General features: G+C 72.7%; 21 protein-coding genes. 15 read left to right on the top strand and 6 right to left on the bottom strand.

What is annotated here, in order from left to right; all coding sequences use genetic code 11:
* The first annotated feature begins 80 nt into the window (after positions 1 to 80).
* The 6 genes from ACLJQM_RS20745 to hpaD all read left to right on the top strand — a co-directional run bounded on the left by ACLJQM_RS20745 (position 81) and on the right by hpaD (position 7,172).
* Positions 81 to 1,517 (top strand): aldehyde dehydrogenase family protein, encoded by a 1,437-nt coding sequence (locus ACLJQM_RS20745; protein WP_410632429.1) that lies wholly within the window; start codon positions 81 to 83, stop codon positions 1,515 to 1,517.
* A gap of 73 nt (positions 1,518 to 1,590) precedes the next feature.
* On the top strand, positions 1,591 to 3,012 hold the full coding sequence (locus tag ACLJQM_RS20740) for a fumarylacetoacetate hydrolase family protein (RefSeq protein WP_410632428.1): 1,422 nt from the start codon (positions 1,591 to 1,593) through the stop codon (positions 3,010 to 3,012).
* The gene (locus ACLJQM_RS20735) at positions 2,994 to 3,662 is read left to right on the top strand and encodes a GntR family transcriptional regulator (RefSeq protein WP_410632427.1); all 669 of its coding nucleotides are present in this window, start codon (positions 2,994 to 2,996) and stop codon (positions 3,660 to 3,662) included. Before ACLJQM_RS20740 ends, ACLJQM_RS20735 begins: the two co-directional genes overlap by 19 nt.
* A gap of 17 nt (positions 3,663 to 3,679) precedes the next feature.
* Positions 3,680 to 4,627 carry a 4-hydroxy-tetrahydrodipicolinate synthase gene (gene dapA, locus ACLJQM_RS20730; RefSeq protein ID WP_410632426.1) on the top strand — a complete coding sequence of 316 codons (948 nt, stop codon included), beginning with the start codon at positions 3,680 to 3,682 and terminating at the stop codon, positions 4,625 to 4,627.
* Positions 4,624 to 6,132: a 5-carboxymethyl-2-hydroxymuconate semialdehyde dehydrogenase gene (gene hpaE / locus ACLJQM_RS20725; protein ID WP_410632425.1), complete on the top strand. Its 1,509-nt coding sequence runs from the start codon at positions 4,624 to 4,626 to the stop codon at positions 6,130 to 6,132. Before dapA ends, hpaE begins: the two co-directional genes overlap by 4 nt.
* Positions 6,129 to 7,172: a 3,4-dihydroxyphenylacetate 2,3-dioxygenase gene (hpaD, locus tag ACLJQM_RS20720; RefSeq protein ID WP_360769009.1), complete on the top strand. Its 1,044-nt coding sequence runs from the start codon at positions 6,129 to 6,131 to the stop codon at positions 7,170 to 7,172. The genes hpaE and hpaD overlap by 4 nt, the downstream gene beginning before the upstream one ends.
* Here the strand turns inward: hpaD and ACLJQM_RS20715 are convergent.
* Complete coding sequence (locus ACLJQM_RS20715) at positions 7,155 to 9,017, bottom strand: S9 family peptidase (RefSeq protein WP_410632424.1); 1,863 nt, start codon at positions 9,015 to 9,017, stop codon at positions 7,155 to 7,157. The two genes, hpaD and ACLJQM_RS20715, sit on opposite strands and share 18 nt — an antisense overlap.
* Before the next feature lie 60 nt (positions 9,018 to 9,077).
* On the opposite strand from ACLJQM_RS20715, the gene ACLJQM_RS20710 reads away from it, so the two are divergent.
* Positions 9,078 to 9,503, top strand: coding sequence for an ATP-binding protein (locus ACLJQM_RS20710; RefSeq protein WP_410632423.1), 426 nt, complete (start codon positions 9,078 to 9,080; stop codon positions 9,501 to 9,503).
* A 3-nt stretch (positions 9,504 to 9,506) separates the two neighbouring features.
* Here the strand turns inward: ACLJQM_RS20710 and ACLJQM_RS20705 are convergent, their stop codons facing one another.
* Complete coding sequence (locus tag ACLJQM_RS20705; protein WP_410632422.1) at positions 9,507 to 12,356, bottom strand: ATP-binding protein; 2,850 nt, start codon at positions 12,354 to 12,356, stop codon at positions 9,507 to 9,509.
* Between the two features lie 259 nt (positions 12,357 to 12,615).
* Here ACLJQM_RS20705 and ACLJQM_RS20700 point away from each other — a divergent pair, with 259 nt between their 5' ends.
* A complete protein-coding gene (locus ACLJQM_RS20700) occupies positions 12,616 to 14,154 on the top strand; it encodes a S8 family serine peptidase (protein WP_410632421.1) in 1,539 nt (512 codons plus the stop codon).
* Positions 14,155 to 14,194: 40 nt separating this feature from the next.
* Here ACLJQM_RS20700 and ACLJQM_RS20695 read toward each other — a convergent pair whose 3' ends face one another.
* The 3 genes from ACLJQM_RS20695 to ACLJQM_RS20685 form a co-directional block, all read right to left on the bottom strand.
* A complete protein-coding gene (locus ACLJQM_RS20695; RefSeq protein ID WP_410632420.1) occupies positions 14,195 to 15,640 on the bottom strand; it encodes a trypsin-like serine protease in 1,446 nt (481 codons plus the stop codon).
* A 100-nt stretch (positions 15,641 to 15,740) separates the two neighbouring features.
* Positions 15,741 to 16,166 carry a DUF6292 family protein gene (locus tag ACLJQM_RS20690; RefSeq protein WP_247023562.1) on the bottom strand — a complete coding sequence of 142 codons (426 nt, stop codon included), beginning with the start codon at positions 16,164 to 16,166 and terminating at the stop codon, positions 15,741 to 15,743.
* A gap of 474 nt (positions 16,167 to 16,640) precedes the next feature.
* On the bottom strand, positions 16,641 to 17,213 hold the full coding sequence (locus tag ACLJQM_RS20685) for a TetR/AcrR family transcriptional regulator (RefSeq protein ID WP_410632419.1): 573 nt from the start codon (positions 17,211 to 17,213) through the stop codon (positions 16,641 to 16,643).
* A 96-nt stretch (positions 17,214 to 17,309) separates the two neighbouring features.
* Between ACLJQM_RS20685 and ACLJQM_RS20680 the strand changes: the two genes are divergently transcribed.
* From ACLJQM_RS20680 to ACLJQM_RS20655, 6 genes are all read left to right on the top strand, one after another.
* Positions 17,310 to 18,359, top strand: a complete 1,050-nt coding sequence (locus ACLJQM_RS20680; RefSeq protein WP_410632418.1) for an aldo/keto reductase — start codon at positions 17,310 to 17,312, stop codon at positions 18,357 to 18,359.
* Between the two features lie 46 nt (positions 18,360 to 18,405).
* Complete coding sequence (locus ACLJQM_RS20675; protein ID WP_247023564.1) at positions 18,406 to 19,797, top strand: FAD-binding oxidoreductase; 1,392 nt, start codon at positions 18,406 to 18,408, stop codon at positions 19,795 to 19,797.
* Positions 19,779 to 21,074 carry a class I SAM-dependent methyltransferase gene (locus ACLJQM_RS20670; RefSeq protein ID WP_396126802.1) on the top strand — a complete coding sequence of 432 codons (1,296 nt, stop codon included), beginning with the start codon at positions 19,779 to 19,781 and terminating at the stop codon, positions 21,072 to 21,074. Before ACLJQM_RS20675 ends, ACLJQM_RS20670 begins: the two co-directional genes overlap by 19 nt.
* A gap of 90 nt (positions 21,075 to 21,164) precedes the next feature.
* A complete protein-coding gene (locus ACLJQM_RS20665) occupies positions 21,165 to 21,368 on the top strand; it encodes a cold-shock protein (protein WP_086680104.1) in 204 nt (67 codons plus the stop codon).
* A 326-nt stretch (positions 21,369 to 21,694) separates the two neighbouring features.
* Positions 21,695 to 22,627 (top strand): acyl-CoA desaturase, encoded by a 933-nt coding sequence (locus tag ACLJQM_RS20660; protein ID WP_247023566.1) that lies wholly within the window; start codon positions 21,695 to 21,697, stop codon positions 22,625 to 22,627.
* Positions 22,628 to 22,682: 55 nt separating this feature from the next.
* Positions 22,683 to 23,225, top strand: a complete 543-nt coding sequence (locus ACLJQM_RS20655; protein WP_410632417.1) for a polysaccharide deacetylase family protein — start codon at positions 22,683 to 22,685, stop codon at positions 23,223 to 23,225.
* Here the strand turns inward: ACLJQM_RS20655 and ACLJQM_RS20650 are convergent.
* The gene (locus ACLJQM_RS20650) at positions 23,215 to 24,231 is read right to left on the bottom strand and encodes an endo-1,4-beta-xylanase (protein WP_410632416.1); all 1,017 of its coding nucleotides are present in this window, start codon (positions 24,229 to 24,231) and stop codon (positions 23,215 to 23,217) included. The two genes, ACLJQM_RS20655 and ACLJQM_RS20650, sit on opposite strands and share 11 nt — an antisense overlap.
* 80 nt (positions 24,232 to 24,311) lie before the next feature.
* Between ACLJQM_RS20650 and ACLJQM_RS20645 the strand changes: the two genes are divergently transcribed.
* Complete coding sequence (locus ACLJQM_RS20645) at positions 24,312 to 25,382, top strand: LacI family DNA-binding transcriptional regulator (protein ID WP_247023569.1); 1,071 nt, start codon at positions 24,312 to 24,314, stop codon at positions 25,380 to 25,382.
* Positions 25,383 to 25,495 lie beyond the last annotated feature (113 nt).

Genomic DNA, 25,495 nt, shown 5'->3' with positions numbered 1-25,495 from the left:
CGGGCGTGCGGGAGCGGACAAGACCCGCGGCACCCGGTCGCCCGATACTCGGCTCACCCCAGGCCGAGGAGGACAACGGGATGGCGACACGCCTGTGCATCGACGGACAGTGGACCGAAGCCGGCGGCGGCGTGCTCCCGACCCGCGACCCCGCCACCGGCCGCGTCATCGAAGAGGTCGGCACCGCCTCGCGCGCCGACGTCGACGCCGCCGTCGCGGCCGCCCGGCGCGCGCTCACCGCACCCGAATGGGCCGGGCTGCTCCCGGTCCGGCGCGCCGCGCTGCTGTTCCGGCTGGCCGACCTCGTCGAGCGGCACCACGAAGAGCTGGCCCGGCTGGAGACGCTCGACCAGGGCCAGCCGATCGGGGTGTCCCGGCAGGTGAGCGCGACCGGCACGGCGGAGCACTTCCGCTACTTCGCGGGCTGGGTGACGAAGCTGCAGGGCACCACGAACCCGGTGTCCTTCCCCGACACCCTGCTCTACACCCGCCGCGAGCCGGTGGGGGTGAACGCGCTGATCACGCCGTGGAACTTCCCGCTGATGATCCTCGCCTGGAAGCTCGCGCCGGCGCTGGCGACCGGCAACACGGTGGTGATCAAGCCCAGCGAGGTGACGCCGCTGACCAGCATCCGGCTGGTCGAGCTGGTGCACGAAGCCGGGATCCCGGCGGGCGTGGTCAACCTCGTCACCGGCGACGGCTCGGTCGGTGCCCTGCTGACCGAGCACCCGGACGTCGACCACGTCTCCTACACCGGCTCCACCGCGGTCGGGAAGCTGATCACGGCGGCGAGCGCGGCGTCCAACCTCAAGCGGCTCACCCTCGAGCTCGGCGGGAAGGCCCCGAGCATCATCGCGGCCGACGCCGACATCGACGCCGCCGTCGCGGGCAACCTCGCCGGGGCGACGCTCAACACCGGCCAGGTCTGCGCCGCCTACACACGCTTCTACGTCGACCGCAAGCGGGAGCAGGAGTTCGTCGACAAGCTGGCGCGCGGCCTGGAGGGCCTGCGGCTCGGGCCGGGCACCGAGGAGACCACGCAGCTCGGGCCGCTGGTGTCGGAGAAGCACCGCGAACACGTCGACTTCCTGGTCAGCACCGGCCGCGACCAGGGCGCCGACCTGGTCACCGGCGGGAACCCGGTCGACGGCGACGGCTACTTCTACGCCCCGACGCTGTTCGCCGGGGTCCGCGACGACATGGCGATCATGCGCGAGGAGATCTTCGGTCCGGTCCTGGCCGTGACGGCCTACGACGACGGCGACGAACCGCTCGCCCGCGCCAACGACACCGAGTACGGCCTGGCCGCGACGGTGTGGACCCGCGACCTCCGCACAGCGCAGCGCTACGCCGACGGCATCCGGGCCGGCGCGGTCTTCGTCAACATGCCCCCGATCCCGGACATGGCGGCGCCGTGGGGCGGCTACAAGGCCTCCGGCTGGGGTCGCGAAATGGGCCCCTGGGCGCTCGACGCCTACACCGAGACGAAGTCCGTCTGGCTCCACTACGGCGGGTGAAAGGGGGTTTCCCCGCGCCACAGATCGTATATTATTTAAGATACCTTCTTCGAACCGGCAGGCAGGACCACGGATGACGACCCTCCCGCAGCGGCCCGGCAAGATCATCGCGCTGCACCTCAACTACCGCTCCCGCGCCGCCCAGCGCGGCCGGGTGCCGGCGCAGCCGTCGTACTTCCTCAAGCCGCCGACGTCCGCGGCGGCGAGCGGAGCCGCGCTCGAACGCCCGGCGGGCACCGAGCTGCTGGGCTTCGAAGGCGAGATCGCGCTGGTCATCGGCCGCACCGCCCGCCGCGTCACGCCCGAGGAAGGCTGGTCCTACGTCGGCGGCGTCACCGCGGCCAACGACTTCGGCGTCTACGACCTGCGCTACGCCGACAAGGGCAGCAACCTGCGCTCGAAGGGCGGCGACGGCTTCACCCCGCTCGGTCCCGCGGTGCTGCCCGCCGCCGACGTCGACCCGGCCGCGCTGCGGCTGCGGACCTGGCTCAACGGCGAACTCGTCCAGGAGGACACCACCGGCGACCTGCTGTTCGGCTTCGGGCGGCTGGTCGCCGACCTCTCGCAGCTGATCACCCTCGAACCCGGCGACGTCGTCCTGACCGGCACCCCCGCGGGTGCTTCGGTCGCCATCCCCGGCGACGTCGTCGAGGTGGAGGTCGACAGCGACGGGCACACCACCGGACGGCTCGTGACCCCCATCGTCGCGGGCACCGTCCCCTTCGGACCGTTCGGTGCCCTCCCCCGCGCCGACGAGCAGCAGCGCGCGGACGCGTACGGGACCGCCGATGCGGGCTTCGAGCTGACGCCGGAGCTGCGCGCGAAGATCGAGTCCGTCGCCACCGCGACGCTGTCCGCCCAGCTGCGCAAGCGCGGCTACGACGCGGTGTCGATCGACGGGCTCACCTCGACCCGGCCCGGCGCCCGGCTGACCGGCCGCGCACGCACCCTGCGGTACCTGCCCTACCGCGAAGACCTGTTCAAGTCCCACGGCGGCGGGTACAACGCGCAGAAGCGCGCGATCGACGCGCTCGGCCCCGGCGACGTCCTCGTGGTGGAGGCGCGTGGCGAACGCGGGACCGGCACCGTCGGCGACATCCTCGCGCTGCGGGCCCAGGTGCGCGGCGCGGCCGGCATCGTCACCGACGGCGGGGTCCGCGACCTCGCCGCGGTGTCCGCTTTGGACATCCCGACCTACCACGCCGGGCCGCACCCGGCGGTGCTCGGCCGGCGGCACGTGCCGTGGGACGTCGACGTCGCGATCGCGTGCGGTGGCGCCGCCGTCTGCCCGGGCGACGTCATCGCCGGCGATGGCGACGGTGTCCTCGTCATCCCGCCGGACCTGGTCGAGGTGGTCGTCGACGCGGCGATCGAGCAGGAGCTGCAGGAGACGTTCATCGCCGAGCAGGTCGCCGCGGGCGAGCGCGTCGAGGGGCTCTACCCGATGGACGAGCACTGGCGCGGGAGGTACGCCGCATGGCTCGCGAAACGGTGAACGGCACCGCGATGAGCAAGTCGCGGATCGCGTACGAGTGGATCAAGGCCCGGATCGCCGACGGCACCTTCTCCCCCGGCTACCGCCTCGTCCTCGGCCAGCTCGCCCAGGAGCTCGGCGTCAGCGTCGTCCCGATCCGCGAAGCGATCCGGCTGCTGGAAGCCGAAGAGCTGGTGACCTTCGAGCGCAACGTCGGCGCGCAGGTCGCGATGGTCGACGAAAGCGAGTACCAGCACACGATGCAGACCCTCGCGCTGGTCGAGGGCTACGCCGCCGCGCTCGCCGCGCCCGTGCTCCCGCCCGGCGCGCTGGCCGAGGCCCGGGCGCTGAACGCCGAGCTGGCGGACTGCCTCGGGCACTTCGAACCGGCCCGGTTCACCGGCCTCAACCGCGACTTCCACGCCGTGCTGTTCGGCGCCTGCCCCAACCCGCAGGTCCTCGACCTGGTCCGGCGCGGCTGGGACCGGCTGAGCGGCCTGCGCACCTCGACGTTCAGCTTCGTGCCCGGCCGGGCCCGCGAGTCGGTCGCCGAGCACGAAACCATCCTCGGCCTGCTCGAAAGCGGCGCCCCCGCCGCCGACGTCGAGCAGGCCGTCCGCGCCCACCGGCTGGCCACCCTGGACGCGTTCCTCGCCCACCGCCGCCACTGACGCAAGAAGGGAAACCCATGCGCTTCCGCTCCGACCCCCAGGCCATCCGCGGGTCGATCGCGCCGCTGATGACGCCGTTCACCGCCGAGGGAGCCGTCGACCACGCCGGCCTCGAGAACCTCGTGCGCTGGCAGCTCGCCTCGGGCTCGCACGGCATCTCGATCGGCGGCTCCACCGGCGAACCCGGCTCCCAGACCGTCGCCGAACGCGCCGAAGCGATCCGCACGGTGGCCGCCGCGGTCGGCGACCGCGTGCCGTTCGTGCCCGGTACCGGCTCGGCGAAGCTCGACGAGACCCTGGAGCTGACGGCGGCCGCCCAGGACGCCGGGATCGACGCCGCGCTGGTCATCACGCCGTACTACGCGCGGCCGACGCAGGACGCGCTGTTCGTCTGGTACCGCACGGTCTGCGGCGAGTTCCGGGACCTGCCGATCGTCGCCTACAACGTGCCGAGCCGCACCGCGGTCGACCTCGCGCCGGAGACGGTCGCGCGGCTGTTCCGCTCGTGCGAAAACTTCGTCGGGATCAAGGAGACGACGAAGGACTTCGAGCACTTCTCCCGCGTGCTGCACCTGTGCGGCCGGAGCCTGCTGGTGTGGTCCGGGATCGAGCTGCTGTGCCTGCCGCTGCTGGCCCTCGGCGGCGCCGGGTTCGTCAGCGCGACGGCCAACATCGTCCCGGCCGCGTGCGCGGAGATGTACACCGCATGGCAGTCCGGCGACCACGAGCGCGCCCGCGAGATCCACTACGGCCTGCACCCGCTGGTCGACCTGCTGTTCGTCGAAACCAACCCGGCGCCCGGGAAGTGGGTGCTCGAGCAGCGCGGGCTGATCGCGTCCGGGCACGTGCGGCCACCGCTGATCACACCGACCGAGTCCGGCATCGCCCGGATCAAGGACTTCATGGCCGAAGGCGCCCAGTACCTCAGCCCCGCCGAAGGCTTCACCGTGGGAGGGAAGGCATGACCCACTACGTCCCGGAGGGACTGCCGGGCGAGCTCAAGCACTACATCGGCGGTGAGCTCGTCGACAGCGTGTCGGGCAAGACGTTCGACGTGCTCGACCCGGTGTCCAACACCCCGTACGTGACCGCCGCCGCGGGCCAGGCCGAAGACGTCGACCGGGCGGTCGCCGCGGCGCGCAGGGCGTTCACCGAAGGCCCGTGGCCGCGGCTGCTCCCCCGGGCCCGCGCGCGGATCCTGAACAAGATCGCCGACGCCGTCGAAGCGCAGGACAAGCGGCTGGCCGAGCTGGAGACGTTCGACACCGGCCTGCCGATCACCCAGGCGCTCGGGCAGGCGCACCGCGCGGCCGAGAACTTCCGGTTCTTCGCCGACCTCGTCGTCGCCCAGGCCGACGACACCTACCAGGTGCCCGGGCGGCAGGTGAACTACGTGCACCGCAAGCCGGTCGGGGTCGCCGGGCTGATCACGCCGTGGAACACCCCGTTCATGCTGGAGAGCTGGAAGCTCGCGCCGGCGCTGGCATCGGGCTGCACGGTCGTGCTCAAGCCGGCCGAGTTCACGCCGCTCTCGGCCAGCCTGTGGGCGAAGATCTTCGCCGACGCGGGACTGCCGGCCGGGGTCTTCAACCTGGTCAACGGCTTCGGCGAGGAGGCGGGTGACGCACTGGTCAAGCACAGGGGAGTCCCGCTGATCTCGTTCACCGGCGAAACCACGACCGGGCAGACGATCTACCGCAACTGCGCGGCCCACCTCAAGGGCATGTCGATGGAGCTGGGCGGCAAGTCCCCGGCCATCGTGTTCGCCGACGCCGACCTCGACGCCGCGATCGACTCGACGCTCTTCGGCGTGTTCTCCCTCAACGGCGAACGCTGCACCGCGGGCAGCCGGATCCTCGTCGAGCGGCCGATCTACGAGGAGTTCTGCACGCGGTACGCCGCGCGGGCGGCGAACATCGTCGTCGGCGATCCGCACGACCCGGCCACCGAGGTCGGCGCGCTCGTGCACCCCGAGCACTACGCCAAGGTGATGAGCTACGTCGAGCTGGGCAAGTCCGAGGGCCGGCTCCTCGCGGGCGGCGGCCGTCCGTCCGGGTTGGACAGCGGGAACTACGTGGCCCCGACGGTGTTCGCCGACGTCCCCTCCACCGCGCGGATCTTCCAGGAGGAGATCTTCGGGCCGGTGGTCGCGCTGACGCCGTTCGACACCGAAGCCGAGGCACTGGCACTCGCCAACGACGTCAAGTACGGGCTCGCCGCCTACCTCTGGACGTCGGACCTGGAGCGCGCGCACACCTTCGCGCAGTCGGTCGAGGCCGGGATGGTCTGGCTGAACTCGCACAACGTCCGCGACCTGCGGACGCCGTTCGGCGGGGTCAAGGCGTCCGGCCTCGGCCACGAAGGCGGCTACCGCTCGCTCGACTTCTACACCCACCAGCAGGCGATCCACGTCTCGCTCGGGCCGGTGCACACCGCCCGCTTCGGCACCGTCCAGGAGGGACAGTCATGACCGCCACGCCGCCGGACGTCATCCGCTGCGCGTACGCCGAGCTCGTCGTCACCGATCTGGCGGCCTCACGCGCGTTCTACGTCGACGTGCTCGGGCTCGTCGTCACCCACGAAGACGCCGACGCGCTCTACCTGCGGGCGTTCGAGGAGTACCTGCACCATTCCCTGGTGCTGCGCAAGGGATCCACGGCCGCGCTGGGCGTGCTGGCCTACCGGGTGCGCACGCCCGGCGACCTCGACCTCGCCGAGGAGTACTACCGGGCGCTCGGCGTCCGGGTGGAGCGGCGCCCGGCGGGTGCCACGCGCGGCATCGGCGAAGCGGTGCGGATCACCGATCCGCTCGGGTTCCCGGTGGAGTTCTTCCACGAGGCCGAGCACGTCGAGCGGTTCACCCAGCGCTACGACGTCCACGGCGCCGGCGCACTGTCGCGATTGGACCACTTCAACCTGGACACGCCGGACGTGCCGGCCGCCCGGAAGTACTACGAAGGCCTGGGTTTCCGCGTGTCGGAGGACATCCAGGACGACGAGGGCACGGTGTACGCGGCCTGGCTGTTCCGCAAGCCGACGGTCCACGACGTCGCACTGACCGGCGGCGACGGCCCGCGGCTGCACCACATCGCGTTCGCGTCGCACGAGCGGCACCAGATCCTGCACATCTGCGACCACCTGGGCGCGCTGCGCAAGTCCGGGATGATCGAGCGCGGCCCGGGCCGCCACGGCGTGTCGAACGCGTTCTACCTGTACGTGCGCGACCCCGACGGGCACCGCATCGAGATCTACACGCACGACTACTACACCGGCGACCCGGACAACCCGGTGATCACCTGGGACGTCCACGACAACCAGCGCCGCGACTGGTGGGGCAACCCGGTGGTGCCGAGCTGGTACACCGACGCGTCGGTGGTGCTGGACCTCGACGGGGCGGTCCAGCCGGTCGTCGCCCGGTCCGAGCCGCGCGAAGCCGACGTCACCATCGGCGCGGACGGGTTCTCCTTCACCACCGGGGAGGCGGAGTTCAAGCTAGGCGAGCAGGTGTGAGAACCACGCGCGGGTGCGGTTCAGGACGTCGATCCGGTGGTCGCGTTCGCGGATCGAGTGGCCTTCCCGCGGGTAGACGACGAACTCGTGCTCCCGGTCGTGCAGCGCGCGGTGCAGGAGTTCGGCCTGGGAGAGCGGCACGTTCGGGTCGCCCTCGCCGTGCAGGATCAGCACGGGCGTGCGGATCCGGTGGGCGTGGGTGATCGGGCTGTTCGCGAGCCCGCCGAGCGCGGCCTCGAACCGGGTGTGCTCGCCGGTGGCGGCCAGCAGCGGCCAGTCGATCACCCCCGCGCCGACCACGGCGGCCTTGAAGCGGTCGGTCTGCGTGACGGCCCAGGCCGCCACGAACCCACCGTGGCTCCAGCCGCCGATCCCGAGCCGGTCCTCGTCGGCGACACCCGCTTCGACGAGGAGGTCGATGCCGGCGAGGACGTCGGTGAACTCCGCCCCGCCGACGTCGCCGGCGACGCTGCGGGCGAAGGCGTCCCCGTGCCCGAGCCCACCGCGGCCGTTGGGCTGGAAGACCGCGAAGCCGGCGGCCGCGAGCCATTGGCCGGAGGGGTACCAGCCGAGGTGGAAGCGGTCGGCGTAGCGGTCGTGCGGGCCGCCGTGGATCAGGGTGACGAGCGGGAACGGGCCGTCCGAGCGGGTGGTTCCGGGCGGGAGGAGGAGCAGGCCGTCGAGTTCCAGGCCGTCTTCGGCCCGGTAAGCGAGGCGTTCCTGCGGGGCCCAGTCCCCCTTCAGGGCGGTGGTCAGGCGGACGAGCGGCCCCGCGGCCGGCCCGGCGTGCACGGCGTCGGGTTCGGCCGCGGTGCTCGCGACGAGCGCGACCTCGCCGGCCCCGTTCGCGGTCAGGCCGGCGAGCGAGCCCCGGGCGTTGGCGACTTCGGTGAAGTCCGGGAGCCGCCGGATCGTGGTGTCGAGCCCCTCGGCGACCAGGACGAGCGGCGGCCCATCCCCGGCTGCTGCGAGTTCGGTGGGGCAGCCGTCCAGGCCGGCGGTGAGGTTGCGGCCGTCGGCGTCGAAGACGGCATGGCCCCCGACGAGGCCGGGTGGGGTGAGACCGAGGTAGACCAGCCGCCAGCCGGTTTCGTCTCGCCACCAGGTGAGGCCGGTCGCTTCGAGCGCCGGGGTGGGCAGGTCTTCGACGGCGCCGGTGCGGAGGTCGACGAAGTGCAGGCCGGGTTCGAAGATCCCGGGTTCGCGGTCGGCGACGGACCAGGTGAGGACGGCGAGGGTCCGCCCGTCCGGCCGGGCGGCGGCTTCGACGACGTGCCGGCGGCCGAGGTCCGCGAGCGGCCGCGGGGTCTCGGTGCCCGGGTCGAGCAGCCACAGGCGATCCGGCCGGGCCACGGTGTCCCAGCGCGGCCTGGCCACCGGTGGCTGGTGAGCGGCCGCCACCGGGTCCTCGCCAGGCCCCGCACCACCTCCGGCGGGCGTGCGCGCGCCCGGGCCCGCCGTGACCTGGCGAACCCGCGGATCGGCTTGCCGGTCGTCCTCCCCCGGCGCCAGCACCACGACCGCCGCCGCGTCCGGCACCGGAACGCACCCGCTCACGCCCGTGGCCCAGTCCGTCAGCCGCTCCGCGTCGCCGTCGGTCCCGGCGCGGTACAGCTGCGCCTTCCCCTCTTCGTCCCGGTCCGACAGGAAGAAGACCGTCGCCGAGTCCGCCGCCCACCGCGGCTCGCGGCCCGTCGCGAACTCCCGCGGCTCGGCACCGCCGTCCGCCGGGACGAGCCACAAACCCCCGTCCACCGCGTACACGACCCACCGGCCGTCCGGGGACAGCTGCGGGGTGCGTGGCACCTGCCGGTCGACCACGGTCTCCGCCGTCAGTTCAGTCACTTCCCCGATACTGGCCCATCCGGCCGCCGCGCTGCCACGAACCCTCCGGGGAGGTGCGGGATGACCGTCGAAGAAGAAATGAGCCGGGCCGTCGAGGAGCTCAGCATGCGGGTCGCCGCCGCCGCGGAGCTGACGCTCGACATTTCCACGCGGCCGCTGCCACGGCGGGTGCGCTCGGCCGTCGCCGAGTGCGTCGGGTTCGGGCGGCCCCGGGACGAACGGCTCGGGGCGCTGCTCCTGGTCGTAGACGAACTCGTCGGCAACGCCTACCGCCACACCGCGCGGCCGTCCCTCCTGCGGGTCACGCGCGAACGGCGTGGCCTGCTGGTCGAGGTGTCCGACGAGGACCCGGCGATCGAGCGGGTGGCCGCCGGCGGCGGGCACGGGCTGCGGCTGATCGACGAGCTCTCCCACGGCTGGGGCGTGCGCGCGACCGCGCCGGGGAAGGTCGTCTGGGCGCTGGTGCCCGTCCACCTCTTCCGCTGACGCTCACCCCGTCCGCACCCCGACGAGCTCGCCCCGCGACCGCACCTTCAGCTTCCGCAGCACGTTGGCCACGTGCTGCTCGACCGTGCGCCGGGACAGGAACAGCACCTCCGCGATCTCCCGGTTCGTGTGCCCGTCGGTCAGCAACCGGGCCACGTCGCGCTCGCGCGGGGACAGCTCGTCGCCGTAACCGCGGCGGCCGCGACGGGAAGGAGCCGTCGCGCCCGTCGACCGGAACGTGTGGCGGCAGCGGGCCGCGTCGCGGGTGGCGCCCAGTGCGGCGAACGCGTCGGCCAGGTCGCCGAACTCGCCCGCCGCGGCCACGTCACCGGCCTCGTACCGGCAGCGCGCCCGGCGTTCGGCCGCCACCAGCGCCGGGTACGGCGTCGAGAGGCGCTCGTAGCGGGCGCAGGCTTCGTCGAACGCCCCGACCGCGCCCGCGACGTCGCCGTCGTGGGCCGCGACGATCCCGCGCCCTTCGGTGAGGACCGCCCGGGCCATCGGCGCCGCCAGGTCGCGGGTCTCGCGGTCGAGCTCGGCGAGCGCGGCACGGGCCTCCCCCGCGCGGCCGGTCCGGCAGAACGCCGTCACCGCCACCGGCACCAGCTCGCCCGACCACGCCCAGACGCCCTTGGTGCGGACCAGTTCCAGGCCGCGCGCGGCTTCCGCGGCCGCCGCTTCGACGGCGTCCTGGGCCAGCAGCATCCCGGCGATCCCGCCGTGCGCGGCGACCACCACCGGGGTGAACGCGTTCTCCGGCCGGTCGACGCCGGTCACCGCGAAACACGCCGCCGCCCGGTCCCAGGCCCCGCGCGCGCCGGCGAGCAAGCCCAGTACCAGCGACAGCTCGCTGCTCACCGGCAGCAGGTCGCGGTACTCCGCCAGCAGCGCCCGCGCGCGTTCGTCGAGCCCGGCCCACGCACCGCTCAGCCAGTCGATGTGCACCCCGGTCGTGCGGGCCGTGCTGACGACGTACGGCGTCCCGGCGTCGGCCGCGAGCTGCATCCCGCGTTCCAGCAGGCCGCGCGCCCGGCGGTGGTGCCCGGTCCACGCGCCGGCGTCGGCGGCGTTGCAGTACAGCCGCGCCAGCTGGCGCTGTTCCTCGGCCGAACCGGCGCTCACCGGGGCCGCGTCGAGCGCCGCCCACGCGCGCGGGTCGCCGATGTGCAGGCGGGACGGGATGTTGTTGGCCATCAGCGTCAGCCGCAGCCGCGCGTCGGCCGCCGTGGCGATGAGCCCGTCGACGCGGTCGAGCCAGGGCAGGTGCGCGCGCAACGGCGTCGCGCCGATCCACGGCTGCGCGAGCACCGCCATGGCCCGCCCGGCGAGGTCCGGCCGGTGCCCGAGCCCCGGCAGCGCCACTTCGATCTCGGTGCGCGCGGCCTCCAGGCCGCCGGCCTGGCGGGCCAGCAGCAGCCCGAGGCTCAGCCGGATCTCCGCCGACAGCCGCCCGGACAGCCGGTCGCCGGAGAGCAGCCCCTCCAGCGTGGCGACGACCTCGGCCTGCGAGACGCCGTTCGCGGCCACGGACGCCAGTTTCGCCGCCAGTCTGTCCACATCGGACGGATCGAGCTCCGGCCCGGCGAGCAGCGCGCGCAGCAGCCCGATCGCGGTCGCGGGGTCGCCGGCGTCCATCGCGCGGTCGGCCGCGGCTTCGCCGTAGCGCAACGCGTCGGCCGCGTTCCCGGCCTTCCGGCTGTGTTCGGCCAGCCGCAGCCACGGCTCCGGGCGCCGTCCGGCCAGCACCCGGACGGCCCGCCGGTGCAGTTCCTGGCGCACCGGCCCGGGGATCGCGCCGTACACCGCTTGCCGCGCGAAGTCGTGCCGGAACCCGTAGCGGCACTCGGCGGCCTCGACCAGCACCGCCCGCTCGAGGGCCAGCACGAGCGCGTACCGCCCGCGCGCCGCGCCCAGCCCCGCGACCGTCGTGAGGAGCTCGACCGGCGCCGGCTCGGCGAGCACCGCCGCGGCTTCGGCGATCCGCCGCGCCACGAGCGGCAGCGACCCGAGCCGGTCGACGGTCGCTTCGCGCAGCAGCTCGGGCACCTCGACGCTGTCCAGCGCCCCGTCGGTGACCGGCGACGGCAGCGCGTGGACGGCTTCCTCGACGACGAACGGGATCCCGGCCGTGCGCTCGTGCAGCCGGGCCGCGAAGGCGCCGGACACGCCGGGCTCGCCGAGCATGGCCGCGGCCAGCTGCCCCACGCCGTCCGGGTCCAGGGGGCCGACCCGGACCAGCGTGGTCGAGCTGCCCGGCGCCGGCCGGTGCGCGCGGCCCAGCGGGAGCCCGCCCGGCACGTCTTCGGGCCGGTAGCTCACCAGCAGGACCGTCCCCGCCGGCAGGTCGCCCATGAGGAACCGCAGCAGCCGCCGCGAGCCGTCGTCGGCCCAGTGGACGTCCTCGACGACGAGCACCAGCGGGCCCAGCAGGTCCAGCAGTTCGCGGACCGCGCGGAAGAACCGGTGCGCTTCGGCCCGGCGGTCCCCGGGCGGTTCCGGCGCCGCGGGCAGCAGCGGCGCGAGTTCCGGCAGGTGGCGGCCCAGGACGCCGGTGAGCGGGCCGGGCGCCGGGGCCGACGGCAGGTACTTCGCGGCGTCCCGCAACGCTTCGACGACCACGCCGTACGGGAACGGCTCCCGCTGCGGACGGCACCGGCCGGCCAGCACGCGCGCCCCGGCGAGCTCGGGCCGGGCCAGGAGTTCGGCGGCCAGCCGGGTCTTCCCGGCGCCCGCCTCCCCTTCGAGCACGAGGACCGCGGGCGGGCGCAGCGCGGCGGACACGAGCGCGGCCAGCTCGGCCGTCCGCCCGACCAGCACCGGCGAGCCGGCCCTGGCCAAGATCCCGTTCGTCATCGCCCGCCCCCCTGAAAGCGGCATAACGCCCCGAACCACCCTGTCCGGTGACCGGAGCTTAGGACCGCCGTTCGGGCGCGCGGAACCCGCGCGGCCGGGCACGGAACTTTCGTAGGGGAACCGCGAAAGGCATTAGTTACGTAGGCCTACGGGGCGCTGCCTCGCTTGTTAGCGCAGGTGAGCCCACCCGACAGTGAAACGGCGGTGGCTCTCGGTCACCGCACCGCGATTCACCTGTTCGAGTGAGTGGAGTCGAAGCATGCGCACAGTTCACCGCAAGGCGGGCGCCGTCGCCGCGGCGGTCGTGGCCGCGCTGGCCACCGCCGGCGTGGCGGCCGCCGCGGCACCGGAGGGCACCGTCGTCCCGGCCCGGCAGCACTACGGCGACCAGTACATCGTGGTGCTGAAGGACGCCCAGGCGCTCGTCGCACCCGCGTCGCTCGCCGGGCGGTACGGCGGCGAAGTCCGGTCGACGTACTCCCGGGTCCTGCACGGGTTCTCCGCCCGGCACCTGAGCGCGCCGCAGGCGCGGCGGCTGGCCGCCGACCCCGCGGTGGCCGCGGTCTACGAGGACGGCACCGCCCGCGTCGCGGGCACGCAGACCAATCCGACCTGGGGCCTGGACCGCATCGACCAGGCGAACCTGCCCCGCGACAACTCCTACACCTACCCGAACACCGGCGAGGGCGTCACGGCCTACGACCTCGACACCGGGATCAAGCCGGACAACCCGGAGTACGAAGGCCGCGCGTCGATCGGCAAGGACTTCGTCGGGGGCAACGGCAGCGACTGCAACGGCCACGGCACGCACACCGCGGGCACGATCGGCAGCAAGACCTACGGCGTCGCGAAGAAGGTCAAGCTCGTCGGGCTCAAGGTGCTCGGCAACGACTGCTCGGGCAACGGCCCGGACTCCGCCGCGGTCGACGCGATCGAGTGGGTCACGGCCAACGCCGCCAAGCCCGCGGTCGCGAACATGAGCCTGACCATGGACCAGGTCGGGGTCGGCGACGACGCGATCAAGCGGTCGATCGCGGCCGGGATCGTCTACTCGGTGGCCGCGGGCAACAGCTCCACCGACGCGTGCGGCACGAGCCCCGCGCGCGTCCCCGAGGCGATCACCGTCAACGCCTCCGACGAGAACGACAACCGCGCGTCCTTCTCCAACTACGGCAGCTGCACCGACCTCTTCGCGCCGGGCAACAACATCACGTCGCTCGGGCTGTCGAACGGCAGCAGCGCGAACATGAGCGGCACGTCGATGGCGACCCCGCACGTCACCGGCGCGGCCGCGCTGTACCTGGCCGCCAACCCGGGCGCCACGGCGCAGCAGGTGCGGGACGCGCTCGTCGGCGGCGCGACTTCGGGCGTGGTCAAGAACCCGGGGAGCGGTTCGCCGAACAAACTGCTGAACGTGTCGTTCATCGGCGGCGGTACCCCGCCGTCGAAGTGCGGCGCCAAGTCGAACACGACCCCGGTGGCGATCCCGGACGCCGGCGCCGCGGTCACCAGCTCGGTCACCCAGGACGGGTGCGACGGCAAGGCGCCGGCGACGCTGGCGGTCAAGGTGGACATCACCCACACCTACACCGCCGACCTCGCGGTCGACCTGATCGGGCCGAGCGGCGCGGTCTTCCCGCTGCGGAAGGCCGGCGGCACCGGCTCGGCGGCGGGCATCCACACCACCTTCACGGTGAACGCGGCGGCGGAGCCCGCGAACGGCACCTGGCAGGTGCGGGCGCAGGACGTCTACCGCTTCGACACCGGCACGCTGGACGGCTTCACGATCACCTTCTGACGCCGGAACGGGGAGGCGGCGGCCTCCCCGTTCCCGGTCCTCATTGGACGGTCAGGGTGTACTTCGCCGTCGCGGTCTTGCCGGTGGAGTCCTTCGCGGTGACGGTGACCGGGTAGGTCCCGCGCTGGAACGGCCCGGTGAGCTGCATCCGGGACATCCCGCCGCCGTTCACCGTGGCGGGGTTGAAGAACGGCGCGAACGACAGCCCGGTGGCCGACAGCGTCACGGTGCCGGTGCCGCCGGAGACGGTGACCGCGGCGGTCGTGAAGAACCCGGGTCGCACGGTCCCGCTACCGGGGTCGACGCTCACTTTGAGGTCACCGTTGGGCGGCTGGCCGGTCCCGACGGTCAGGGTCAGCTTCGCGGTCGCCGTGCCGCTGGGGCCGGTCCCGGTGATCGTGACCGGGTAGTCCCCTTGGAGTGTGGTCGCGGCTGTCTCGATCGTCAGCTTCGCGGTGTCCCCCGAGGTGATCGTCGCGGGCTGGAACGTCGCCTTCGCCCCGTCCGGCAGGCCCGACGCGGTCAGGTCGACCCGCTCCGCGCCGTTCTTCCCGGCGGTGCTCGTCACCGACGCGGAAACGTACCCGCCCGGCTCGGTCTTGACCGCGCCCGGCGTGACGCCGATGCCGAACGTCTCCGGCGGGGTGACGTCGCCGATCTGCTGCTTGACCCAGTCGCCCATGTCGTTGTTGAGGCGGCCGTAGACGCTGTACCACTTGAAGTCGCTGCGGCTCCACGACGCGACGCCGGCGACCTTGCCGTCGACGAGCAGCGGCCCGCCGCTGTCGCCGGGCAGGATCGTGACGTGGCCGTCGGAGTAGCCGCTGCAGATCATGGTGGCTTCCTGGAAGCCGGCGCCGACGCCGCTGCAGTTGCTCCCGGCCACGATCGGCAGGCTGAACTTCGTCAGCGTGACGTCGCGGGTGTCGTCGTTGAAGTCCTTCTTGCCGTAGCCGAGGCCGAGCCCGGTCTTGCCCGGCTTGTTCAGGTCCGTGTCGGCCGAGGTGGCGACCTTCGCGTACTGCCCGCCCGGCACCGGGATGTCCCGGTCGGTGGTCACCACCGCGACGTCGTAGCCCTGGTCGAAGTTGACGTACTTGGGGTGGGTGTCGTAGCTGACCACGCCGATCGCCGTGCCGCCGCCGGCGCTGAGGTCGTCGAGTCCGTAGAGGAACGACTTCTGCCCCTCGGCGGCCTTGCAGTGGGCGGCGATGAGGATCTTGCGCGGCGCGACGACCGAGCCGGTGCAGGTCTGCCCGAGCGGCCGCGGCCCGCCGTCCCGCAGCCCGGCGATGACGAACGGGTAGTCCTTGACCGACGCGGGCGTCCCGCCGACCGAAGACGGCGACACCCCGGCCGGCAGCGGCGTCCCGCCGAGCGGCGCCACGGCGGGCGGATGGTCACCCGCCTGTGCGGCGGGTACGGCGACCAGCGGCAGGGCGAGGACGGCGGCGAACGCGCCCAGCAAGCGTTGTCTCGAGTTCACGGCAGCTCCTTTTCGAGGTTGCTGCCGGTCACTTTCCGGTGACGCCGGGTACGAGAACAACCGGGGAGCCGCCCCGTACGGCTACGGAACTATTGCCGCGTCATTGCCGCGCCGCGAGGGCGTTCAGCAGCCGTTCGTGGTCGCCGGCCTCGCGCAGCACCGGCGCTTCGAGCTCGCCGGCACCGGGGTCGTCCGCGCGCACGGCGGCCAGGAACCGGACCACCGCACGGACTTCGGGCACCGCTTCGCCCCCGAGGTGGGCCAAGACGGTCGAGGGATCACCGGCGGCGCCTTCGATCGCCGCGGCCCACCCGTGCCGTTCGTCCCAGACGAGCGCGAGATCGTGGTCGGGAAAGCGGCTCAACCGCCAGTCGAGGGCGATGTAGGCGGCGGCGGGCGTCCCCGGGTCGAAGGCGCAGGACTCCAGCCCCACCCCGACGGCCTTGGCGACCGCCTCCACGTATCCGCGCAACCGCCGCTCGAACGAGAACTCCGTGTCGCGCCCGAAGTCGATCAGAATGCTCAACGCCGCCTCGCTTCCCGAACCGCCGCGGGATCCCCGCGATCCGGACGGCGAGTACCCCGTCCCGGTGTCAGCCAATCGTGGGCCACGCACCGGAATCGACGGAGCAGTTCGGCCCGGCAGCGCGGCCATCCTCGCCGGGGCGCGCGGCGATCCCGGCGGCGCAGCTCGAACCCACGCCCACCGCTTGCGCGCCCGGGATTGCGCCGGAGGGGCGCCCAGGGCCGCCCGGCGGGCGTCGGCTCAGCGGCAACGGCCGGCCGCATGTCCGGCACAGGGCCCGCGGCGGCCGCGCCATCGGGCCATGCAGCCGGAGCCGACTGCGTTTCCCTGACAGCGGGCGCCGGAGGGGGCGAACGTCGGCTCAGCGGCCGCCGCGATCATCCGGGCCGAGGTGAACCGCGCGAACCGATCCCGCGGCTCGAAACTCGCGGCCGGCCGCGGTGACCGGCGCACCGCCGCGACCCGAGGCCGCGTTCAGTCCGCCGGGGGCACTTGCAGTCCCGAGAACACCGCCGCGATCAACCGCCGTCCCTGGGCCGCGCCCTCGTCGTCGTTCGCCACCCGCCACAGGAAGCTCATCAGCATGATGATGTCCGCCGGGTCGTGCCCCGGTGCGATCGTCCCCTCCGCCACGCACGCGTCGGCCAGCTTCTTCACCGCCGCCGTCGCCGGTGCCCACGAAGCGCTGATCACGTCCTGGGCCGCGGGACTGTGCAGGGCGTCGCCCAGCCCGTGCTTCAACCGGATGTAACCGGCGAGCGTCTCGAACCACTCGACGAACGCCGCCTTCGCCGACGGCTGCCTCTCCAGCACCGCGTCCGCCTCCGCGGTCAGGCGCTCGATGTCGTGCTGGTAGGCCGCCAGGATCAGGTCCTCCCGCGTCGGGAAGTGGCGGTACAGCGTCCCGGCCCCCACGCCCGCGTGCTTCGCGACCTCGCTCAGCGGCACGAGCGGGTTGGCCGCGAACAGCTCGTGCGCGGCTTCGATGATCGCGACCCGGTTGCGCGCGGCGGCCTTGCGCTGGGTGCCGTACGTGCCGTCGGTCATGCCCCGATCATGCCCCACCTTTGACATCCGGAGAGCTCTCCGCTAATTTCGAACTCGCGGAGGATCCTCCGCGAGTTGCCCAGGCAGGAGCACCCCATGCACTACGTGAAGCTCGGCACCACCGGCCTCGACGTCTCCCCCGTCGCGATCGGCGCGATGACCTACGGCGAGCCCGACCGCGGCCACCCCGTCTGGTCACTCGGCGAGGACGACGCGCGGCCGCTGATCAAGCACGCGCTCGACGCGGGCATCAACTTCTTCGACACCGCGAACATGTACTCGAACGGCTCCAGCGAGGAGATCCTCGGCCGCGCGCTGAAGGACTTCGCCGACCGCGACGACGTCGTGATCGCCACCAAGCTGCGGCACCCGGTGCGGCCCGGCCCGAACGGCAAGGGGCTCTCACGCAAGGCGATCATGACCGAGGCGGACCACTCGCTGCGCCGGCTCGGCACCGACTACATCGACCTCTACCAGGTGCACCGCAACGACCACGCCACCCCGCTGGAGGAGACCCTCGAAGCGCTCAGCGACCTCGTCAAAGCGGGCAAAGTGCGCTACCTGGGCGCCTCCTCGATGCCCGCCTGGGAGTTCGCGAAGGCCCTCCACCTGCAGCAGCGGCACGGCTGGGCCCGGTTCGCCTCGATGCAGGACCACTACAACCTCCTGCACCGCGAGGAGGAGCGCGAGATGATCCCGCTGTGCCTCGACGAAGGCGTCGGCACGATCATCTGGAGCCCGCTGGCCCGCGGCCGCCTCGCCCGCGCCTGGGACGACGCCCGCTCGACCGCCCGCGCCGAGACCGACGGTGCCTTCGCGGACATGCTCTACTCCCCCACCGAGGAGGCCTCGAACCGCGCGATCGCCGAGGCCGTCGGGAAGGTCGCCGCGGCGCACGGCGTGAGCCGCGCGCAGATCGCGCTGGCCTGGCTGCGGCGGCAGCCCGTGGTGACCGCGCCGCTGGTCGGGGCGGGTTCGGCGGGGCAGATCGACGACGCCGTGGCCTCGCTCGACGTCGTGCTCTCCGACGACGACGTGCGCGCGCTCGAGGCGCCCTACACCCCTCGCCACGACTGGCAGGGCGTCTCCGACGAAGCCGAGCTGGCCGCGATCCGCGCCCGCATCCCCGGTATGGCACTGAAGTAGGCACCGGGACCGTGCGCCTGCCTGGTCCGTGAGGCAGGATCGAGGCGTGACCATCGATCAGGCCGGGGTGCCCGAAGCCCGTCCGGGCCCGGCGTTCCCCGAGCACGAAGCCCGCGTCGACGCCCTGCGCCGGCAGCTCACCGAGATCAGCGGCGAAGCCACCGTGCGGCTGGCCAAACGCACCTCGAACCTCTTCCGCTCCCGGACCGCGTCCCGCCACCCGGGACTGGACGTCGCCGGGTTCAGCCACGTGCTGCGCGTCGACCCCGAAACCCGCACCGCCGACGTCGAAGGGATGGTCACCTACGAGCAGCTGGTCGACGCCACGCTGCCCCACGGGCTGATGCCGCTGGTCGTGCCGCAGCTCAAGACCATCACCCTCGGCGGCGCGGTCACCGGGCTCGGCATCGAGTCCTCGTCGTTCCGCAACGGCATGCCGCACGAATCGGTGCTCGAGCTCGAGATCCTCACCGGCGACGGGCGGATCGTCCTCGCCACGCCGGACAACGAGCACCAGGCCCTGTTCCACGGCTTCCCCAACTCCTACGGCACCCTCGGCTACGCGCTGCGGCTGCGGATCCTGCTCGAGCCGGTCAAGCCGTTCGTCGAGCTCCGCCACGTCCGCTACCACGACCGGGACACGTTCTTCAGCGCGCTCGGCGAAGTCTGCGAGAGCGGCGAGCAGGACTTCGTCGACGGCACGGTCTTCGGCCCGGACGAGCTCTACCTGACGCTCGGCACCTTCACCGACTCCGCGCCCGCGACCAGCGACTACACCTGGCTGGACATCTACTACCGGTCCATCCAGCGGCGCGAGACCGACCACCTCACCGTCCGGGACTACCTGTGGCGCTGGGACACCGACTGGTTCTGGTGCTCGCGCGCGTTCGGCGTCCAGCACCGGCTGCCGCGGCTGCTGCTGGGGCGCCGGCTGCTCCGCTCGTCGGTCTACTGGAAGGCCGTCGCGCTCGACCGCCGGTTCAAGATCGCCGAACGGCTGCTCAAGCTCCGGCGCCTGCCGCCCGAGGAGACCATCGTGCAGGACATCGAGGTGCCACTCGCCCGCGCGGCGGAGTTCCTCGAGTTCTTCGAGCGGGAGATCCCGATCAGCCCGGTCTGGATCTGCCCGCTCCGGCAGCGCCCCGGCGGCGTGCGCTGGCCGCTCTACGAACTCGACCCCGCCGAGCTCTACGTCAACTTCGGGTTCTGGTCGGCGGTGCCGCTGGAGCCCGGCGAACGCGACGGCGTGCACAACCGGATGATCGAGGCCGAAGTCACCCGGCTCGGTGGGCACAAGTCGCTCTATTCGGACAGCTTCTACTCCGAAGACGAGTTCTGGCGGCTCTACAACGGCGACGCCTACGCCGAGCTCAAGCGGACCTACGATCCGCGCGAGCGGCTGCTCGGTCTCTACGAAAAATGCGTCCGCCGCCGGTGAAAGGAACGAAAGTGACCCAGGCAAGCACCACGGTCGGCGAGGTCTTCGAGCGGCTGCTCGGCCCCCGCGCCACCGTGTCGATCACCGCCTACGACGGCAGCAGCAGCGGCCCGGCCGACGCCCCCGTGGCCATCCAGGTGCGCTCTCCGCTCGCGCTCGACTACCTGATGTCCTCCCCCGGCGACCTCGGCCTGGCCCGCGCGTACGTCGCCGGCGCGCTGGACGTCACCGGCGACCTCTACACGGCGCTGCACGCGCTGTCGGCCCAGGTCGACCAGCTCACCGCGGCCGACCGGCTGTGGCTGCTGCGCAAGCTCGGCCCTGGCCACCTGCGGCTGGTCAAACCGCCCGCCGAGGAGCACCCGAGCCGGTTCCGCCGCGGGCTGACCGCGCTCCGGCACTCGAAGGAGCGCGACAGCGAGGCCATCGCCAGCCACTACGACGTCTCCAACCGCTTCTACGAGCTCGTCCTCGGCCCGTCGATGGCCTACACCTGCGCGGTGTTCCCGACCGCGGACGCGACGCTGGAGGAGGCGCAGGCGAACAAGTTCGACCTCGTCTGCCGCAAGCTGGGCCTCAAGCCCGGCATGCGGCTGCTCGACGTCGGCTGCGGCTGGGGCGGCATGGTCGCGCACGCCGTCCGGCACTACGGCGTCGAGGCCCTCGGTGTCACACTTTCGCGTGAACAAGCGCAGTGGGCGCAGAAGAACATCGTCGCCCTCGGCCTCGCCGACCGCGCCGAAATCCGCCACCTCGACTACCGCGACGTCACCGAAACGGGGTTCGACGCGATCTCGTCGATCGGCCTGACCGAGCACATCGGGGCGCGCAACGTGCCCGGCTACTTCCGCTTCCTCGCCGGCAAGCTCAAGCCGCACGGACGGCTGCTCAACCACTGCATCACCAACCCGGACACCAGCGTCGCCCACCGCTCGCGCGGGTTCATCGACCGGTACGTCTTCCCGGACGGCGAGCTCGAAGCCCCTGGTGAGATCGTCACGGCGATGCACGACAGCGGCCTGGAGGTGCGGCACTCGGAGAACCTGCGGGAGCACTACGCGTTGACGCTGGCCGGCTGGTGCGAGAACCTCGACGAGCACTGGGACGAGGCGGTCGGCGAGGCCGGCGCCGGGCGCAGCCGCGTCTGGGCGCTCTACCTCGCGGCCTGCCGGCTGGCGTTCGAACGGCGGGAGATCGAGCTGCACCAGGTGCTCGGAGTCCGCACCGACAGTGCCGGCGGGATGGGTCTGCCGCTGCGACCCGACTGGGGGGTTTGACCCGGGTACGGGGAGTAGTGCGAGAATAGGGACGAGACCGGGACGTCCGAACGGGACGCTCCGGCTCACTAACAAAGAGTAGGTATTGGTATGGCTCAGGGCAGTGTCAAGTGGTTCAACGGTGAAAAGGGCTTCGGCTTCATCGCCCAGGACGGCGGGGGTCCGGACGTGTTCGTCCACTACTCCGAGATCCAGGGCACCGGCTTCAAGTCGCTCGACGAGGGTCAGCGCGTCGAGTTCGAAATCGGTCAGGGCCAGAAGGGCCCGCAGGCCCAGCGCGTAAGCGTCATCTGAGCCACGAGGCACCTGAAGGCCCTCGCCCGTTCCGGGCGGGGGCCTTCTTCGTGCGCGGCCACACTGCGGATTCACAACAGTCCGGTAACGTATGGGGTGCCGGGAGCCCTTCCCACGCCCGGCCCGCGGCCACCGGTCGCCGTCCGGTTCCGGGTGTGGCAGCCCCGGCGGCGGCGATGCCGCGATGACCACCGGGGCCGATCGCCGGCAGGAGCGGCGACACGCCCGGCCACCACCCCAGACCGCAGACCGCCGGGTGATCCCGCTCCCCGGCCCCCGCGCGAGGACCAGGTCCCGCGCGGCGAGATCCTCGAATCGAGTAGTGCATGACCGCCTCCGTGAAGGCTCCCCGCCCGATACCCAAACCCGTGCTCAGCGGCCGCCAGAGCGTCGCCGAGCTGATCACCATCCGCACGTTTCTGCTGGTCCCGTTCCTCGCGCTGGCCGCCGCCGTCCCGGTGTTCTGGGGCTGGGGCGTCAGCTGGCTGGACCTCACCATCGGCGGCGCGTTCTTCGTGGTCTCGACACTCGGCGTGACCGTCGGCTACCACCGGTACTTCACCCACGGCGCGTTCCGCGCGAAGCGGGCGCTGCGGATCGCCCTGGCCATCGCCGGCGGCCTCGCGGCGCAGGGCCCGGTGATCGGCTGGGTCGCCGACCACCGCCGCCACCACGCCTTCTCCGACCGCGAGGGCGACCCGCACTCCCCGTGGCTGTTCGGCACCTCCCCGGTGGCGCTGGCCCGCGGGTTCTGGCACGCCCACATGGGCTGGCTGTTCGGCCGGGACAAGACCAACGTCGAGCGGTTCGCCCCGGACCTCGCCGCCGACCGCGACCTGCGCGTCGTCGACCGGCTCTTCCCGCTGTGGGTCGTGCTGAGCCTGCTGATCCCGCCGCTGCTCGGCGGCCTGATCACGCTCTCCTGGTGGGGCGCGCTGACCGCGTTCCTCTGGGCCGGCCTGGCGCGGATCTCGTTCCAGCACCACGTGACGTGGTCGGTGAACTCGATCTGCCACATGATCGGCGAGCGCCCGTTCGCCAGCCGCGACCGCTCGGCGAACTTCTGGCCGCTGGCGATCCTGTCGATGGGCGAGTCCTGGCACAACACCCACCACGCGGACCCGACGTCGGCCCGCCACGGCGCCCAGCGCGGCCAGATCGACATCTCCGCGCGGGTGATCTGGGCGTTCGAGAAGCTCGGCTGGGCGTGGAACGTCCGCTGGCCGACCCCGAAGCGGCTCGCGGCGCTGGCCCGCTGACGAAACCCCGCCGAAAGTCCTTGCCCCCGCGGCCGCGCCGGGTGACCTTGTCCGGGTGGACGCAGTCGCGCTGACCTTCGACGACGGCCCGTACCCGTCGACCACGCCGGCTCTGCTGGCGGCCCTCGGCGGCGTACGGGCGACGTTCTTCCTCTGGGGTGAGCACGCCGCGGCGCACCCGGACCTGGTGCGGGCGATCGCGGCCGCGGGCCACGCGATCGGCAACCACACGTGGACGCACCCGCGGCTCACCACCCTCGACGCCGCGAGCCGCGACCGGGAGGTCCGCCGGACGCAGGATCTCCTGGCGGCGCTCACCGGCGTCCGCCCGGTGCTGTTCCGGCCGCCCTACGGCGACACCGGCCCCGACGTGGCTTCGCTCGTCGCCGCGCAGGGGCTTACCGAGGTGCTGTGGAGCGTCGACACCCGCGACTGGGCCGGCGCGTCCACCGGCGAGATCGTCACGGCGGCTTCGGCGGTGGAGCCGGGCGGGGTCGTGCTGCTGCACGAAGGCCGCCCGGCCACCGTCGAGGCGGTGCCCCGCCTCCTCGCGGACCTGGCCGCCCGGGGCCTGCGCCCCGGTCCGGTCAGGGGTTGATGCGGGTGTAGGCCGGCTTCGGGCGCAGGTCCTCGTCGAAGAGGCAGGCCGCCCCCTCGCCGGGGAACACGTCCGGCACCCAAGAGTGCCGGTCGGTGAAGCCCCACGTCGTGAACTCGACGCAGCGGCGGACCGCCTGGCAGCCGTCCCACAGCCGGCCGAAGTAGCTCGCCTGGGTGGCCAGCTTCGCCGCGTCGGGCGGGGTCGGGATGCGGACGTCCGCCTCGGTGATCGCGACGTCCACGCCCAGCTTCGCCAGCCGGGCCAGGTTGGCGCGGTACTCGGCCGGGAAGCCGTACTGGATCGACAGGTGCCCCTGGATCCCGACGCCGCCGATCGGCACGCCCTGCCGCCGCAGGGTCTTCACCAGGTCGTACACGGCGTCGCTCTTCGGGTTGCGGCCTTCGATGTTGTAGTCGTTGATGTAGAGCGTCGCCTTCGGGTCGGCCGCGTGCGCCCACCGGAAGACGTCGGCGACGAAGCCGTCGCCGAGCTTCTGCCGGAAGACGGTGTCACGCCGGGTGCCGTCCTCGTTGAACAGCTCGTTGACGACGTCCCAGGCGCGGACCTTTCCCTGGTAGCGCTTGACTTCCGTGGTGATGTGGTCCTTGAGGACGCGGCGGAGCTCGTCGGCCGGCAGCGCGGCGACCCAGTCCGGGAGCTGCGAGTGCCAGACGAGCGTGTGCCCGCGGACGGTCTTGTGGTGCTGCTGGGCGTACCGGACGATCGCGTCGGCGCCCGACCAGTCGTACTGCCCGCGGACGGCTTCGACGGTCCCCCACTTCATCTCGTTCTCGGGGGTGACGTTGTCGAATTCGCGGGTGAGCACGGCACGGTAATCGGGTTCCGCCGCCAGGTAGGACGCGGCCACCGCGCTCCCGACGTAGCGGTTCGTGCTGTATTGCAGCGGAACCGACGCGGACGCGGCAGGCGCCTGCCACGCCGCGATACCGGCGACGGCCGCGAGCACCAGCACGGCGCGTTTCTTCGGAATTCTTCTCAGCATCTTCACCCTTCCATCGACAATGGCGAACCGAAAGTTTCGAGGCGTTTCAAATCAGGTTTCGATGACCTAGAATCTCCTCCATGACAACGAAGTCCGAGGATCTCGAGCCGACCGCGTCCCGGGTCACGATCGCCCGGATCGCCGCCGAGACCGGTGTTTCCGTGCCGACTGTTTCGAAAGTCCTGAACGGTCGGCCCGACGTCGCCGAAAGCACCCGGGCCCGGGTGGAAGCGGTCATCGGTAAATACGGTTACCGCCGCCGGGCTGACGAACGGTCCCGCCGTTCGCGATTGCTGGAACTGATGTTCCACGAACTCGAAAGCACGTGGGCACTCGAAATCATCCGCGGGGTCGAGTGCGTCGCCCGCGAAAACGGAATGGCGGTCGTGCTCGCGGAATCGTCCGGGCGGCACACCCCCGGCCAGAGCTGGCTGGAGAGCGTCCTCGCCCGCCGCCCGGTCGGCATCGTTTCGGTGTGCTCGGACTTCACCGGCGGGCAGCTGGCCAAGCTGCGCGCCCGCGACATCCCGCTGGTCGTGGTCGACCCGGCCGGCGCGCCGGGCCCGGAGACGCCCTCGATCGGGGCCACGAACTGGCAGGGCGGCCTGACCGCGACCCGGCACCTGGTGGACCTGGGTCACCGCCGCATCGCGATGATCGGCGGACCGGAAGGCGTGCTGTGCAGCCGGGCGAGGATCGACGGCTACCGCACGGCCCTGGAGACGGCGGGCCTGGCGTTCGACCCGGCCCTGGTCCGCCGCGGCGACTTCCACGTCCGCTCGGGTTATCGCGAGCTGGCATCGCTGCTCACCCTCCCCGACCCGCCGACGGCGGTGTTCGCGGGCAGTGACCTGCAGGCTCTCGGCGTGTACGAGGCCGCCCGCGGCGCCGGGCTGCGCATCCCGGACGACCTGAGCGTGGTCGGCTTCGACGACCTGCCGATCGCCCGCTGGCTGACCCCGGAGCTGACGACGATCCGCCAGCCCCTGCAGGAGATGGCCGCGGCGGGCGCGAGGTTGGCGATTTCGCTGGCGCGCGGGGTGCACCCGGAGAGCCACCGGGTGGAGCTGGCGACGAGCCTGGTGGTCCGGCAGAGCACGGCGACCCCGGCGCACCGGCCGAGCGAGGCCCTTCCGGTCGGCCGGAGGTAGCGGCCGACCTGCGGGGACCCCCAGCCCTGTCGCGGCACTTTTCCGTGAAAGTGACGCGGGGCCGGGCGAGACGCGACAGCACCGGCGGCCCCGCCACGGTCTTGCGCGGCTCC

Source organism: Amycolatopsis sp. cmx-4-83 (assembly GCF_046548815.1).
In the GTDB taxonomy this organism is placed as follows: domain Bacteria; phylum Actinomycetota; class Actinomycetes; order Mycobacteriales; family Pseudonocardiaceae; genus Amycolatopsis; species Amycolatopsis pretoriensis_A.
The sequence above is the reverse complement of the archived record's forward strand: the minus strand, read 5'-3'. Positions and strand labels throughout refer to the sequence as shown.

Coding starts and splice junctions, on each gene's coding strand:
- ACLJQM_RS20665 (WP_086680104.1), top strand. CDS start 21,165: ATGGCTCAGGGCAGTGTCAAGTGGTTCAACGGTGAAAAGGGCTTCGGC.
- ACLJQM_RS20645 (WP_247023569.1), top strand. CDS start 24,312: ATGACAACGAAGTCCGAGGATCTCGAGCCGACCGCGTCCCGGGTCACG.
- hpaE (WP_410632425.1), top strand. CDS start 4,624: ATGACCCACTACGTCCCGGAGGGACTGCCGGGCGAGCTCAAGCACTAC.
- ACLJQM_RS20745 (WP_410632429.1), top strand. CDS start 81: ATGGCGACACGCCTGTGCATCGACGGACAGTGGACCGAAGCCGGCGGC.
- hpaD (WP_360769009.1), top strand. CDS start 6,129: ATGACCGCCACGCCGCCGGACGTCATCCGCTGCGCGTACGCCGAGCTC.
- dapA (WP_410632426.1), top strand. CDS start 3,680: ATGCGCTTCCGCTCCGACCCCCAGGCCATCCGCGGGTCGATCGCGCCG.
- ACLJQM_RS20670 (WP_396126802.1), top strand. CDS start 19,779: ATGCGTCCGCCGCCGGTGAAAGGAACGAAAGTGACCCAGGCAAGCACC.
- ACLJQM_RS20650 (WP_410632416.1), bottom strand. CDS start 24,231: ATGCTGAGAAGAATTCCGAAGAAACGCGCCGTGCTGGTGCTCGCGGCC.
- ACLJQM_RS20740 (WP_410632428.1), top strand. CDS start 1,591: ATGACGACCCTCCCGCAGCGGCCCGGCAAGATCATCGCGCTGCACCTC.
- ACLJQM_RS20680 (WP_410632418.1), top strand. CDS start 17,310: ATGCACTACGTGAAGCTCGGCACCACCGGCCTCGACGTCTCCCCCGTC.
- ACLJQM_RS20685 (WP_410632419.1), bottom strand. CDS start 17,213: ATGACCGACGGCACGTACGGCACCCAGCGCAAGGCCGCCGCGCGCAAC.
- ACLJQM_RS20660 (WP_247023566.1), top strand. CDS start 21,695: ATGACCGCCTCCGTGAAGGCTCCCCGCCCGATACCCAAACCCGTGCTC.
- ACLJQM_RS20705 (WP_410632422.1), bottom strand. CDS start 12,356: ATGACGAACGGGATCTTGGCCAGGGCCGGCTCGCCGGTGCTGGTCGGG.
- ACLJQM_RS20700 (WP_410632421.1), top strand. CDS start 12,616: ATGCGCACAGTTCACCGCAAGGCGGGCGCCGTCGCCGCGGCGGTCGTG.
- ACLJQM_RS20735 (WP_410632427.1), top strand. CDS start 2,994: ATGGCTCGCGAAACGGTGAACGGCACCGCGATGAGCAAGTCGCGGATC.
- ACLJQM_RS20710 (WP_410632423.1), top strand. CDS start 9,078: ATGACCGTCGAAGAAGAAATGAGCCGGGCCGTCGAGGAGCTCAGCATG.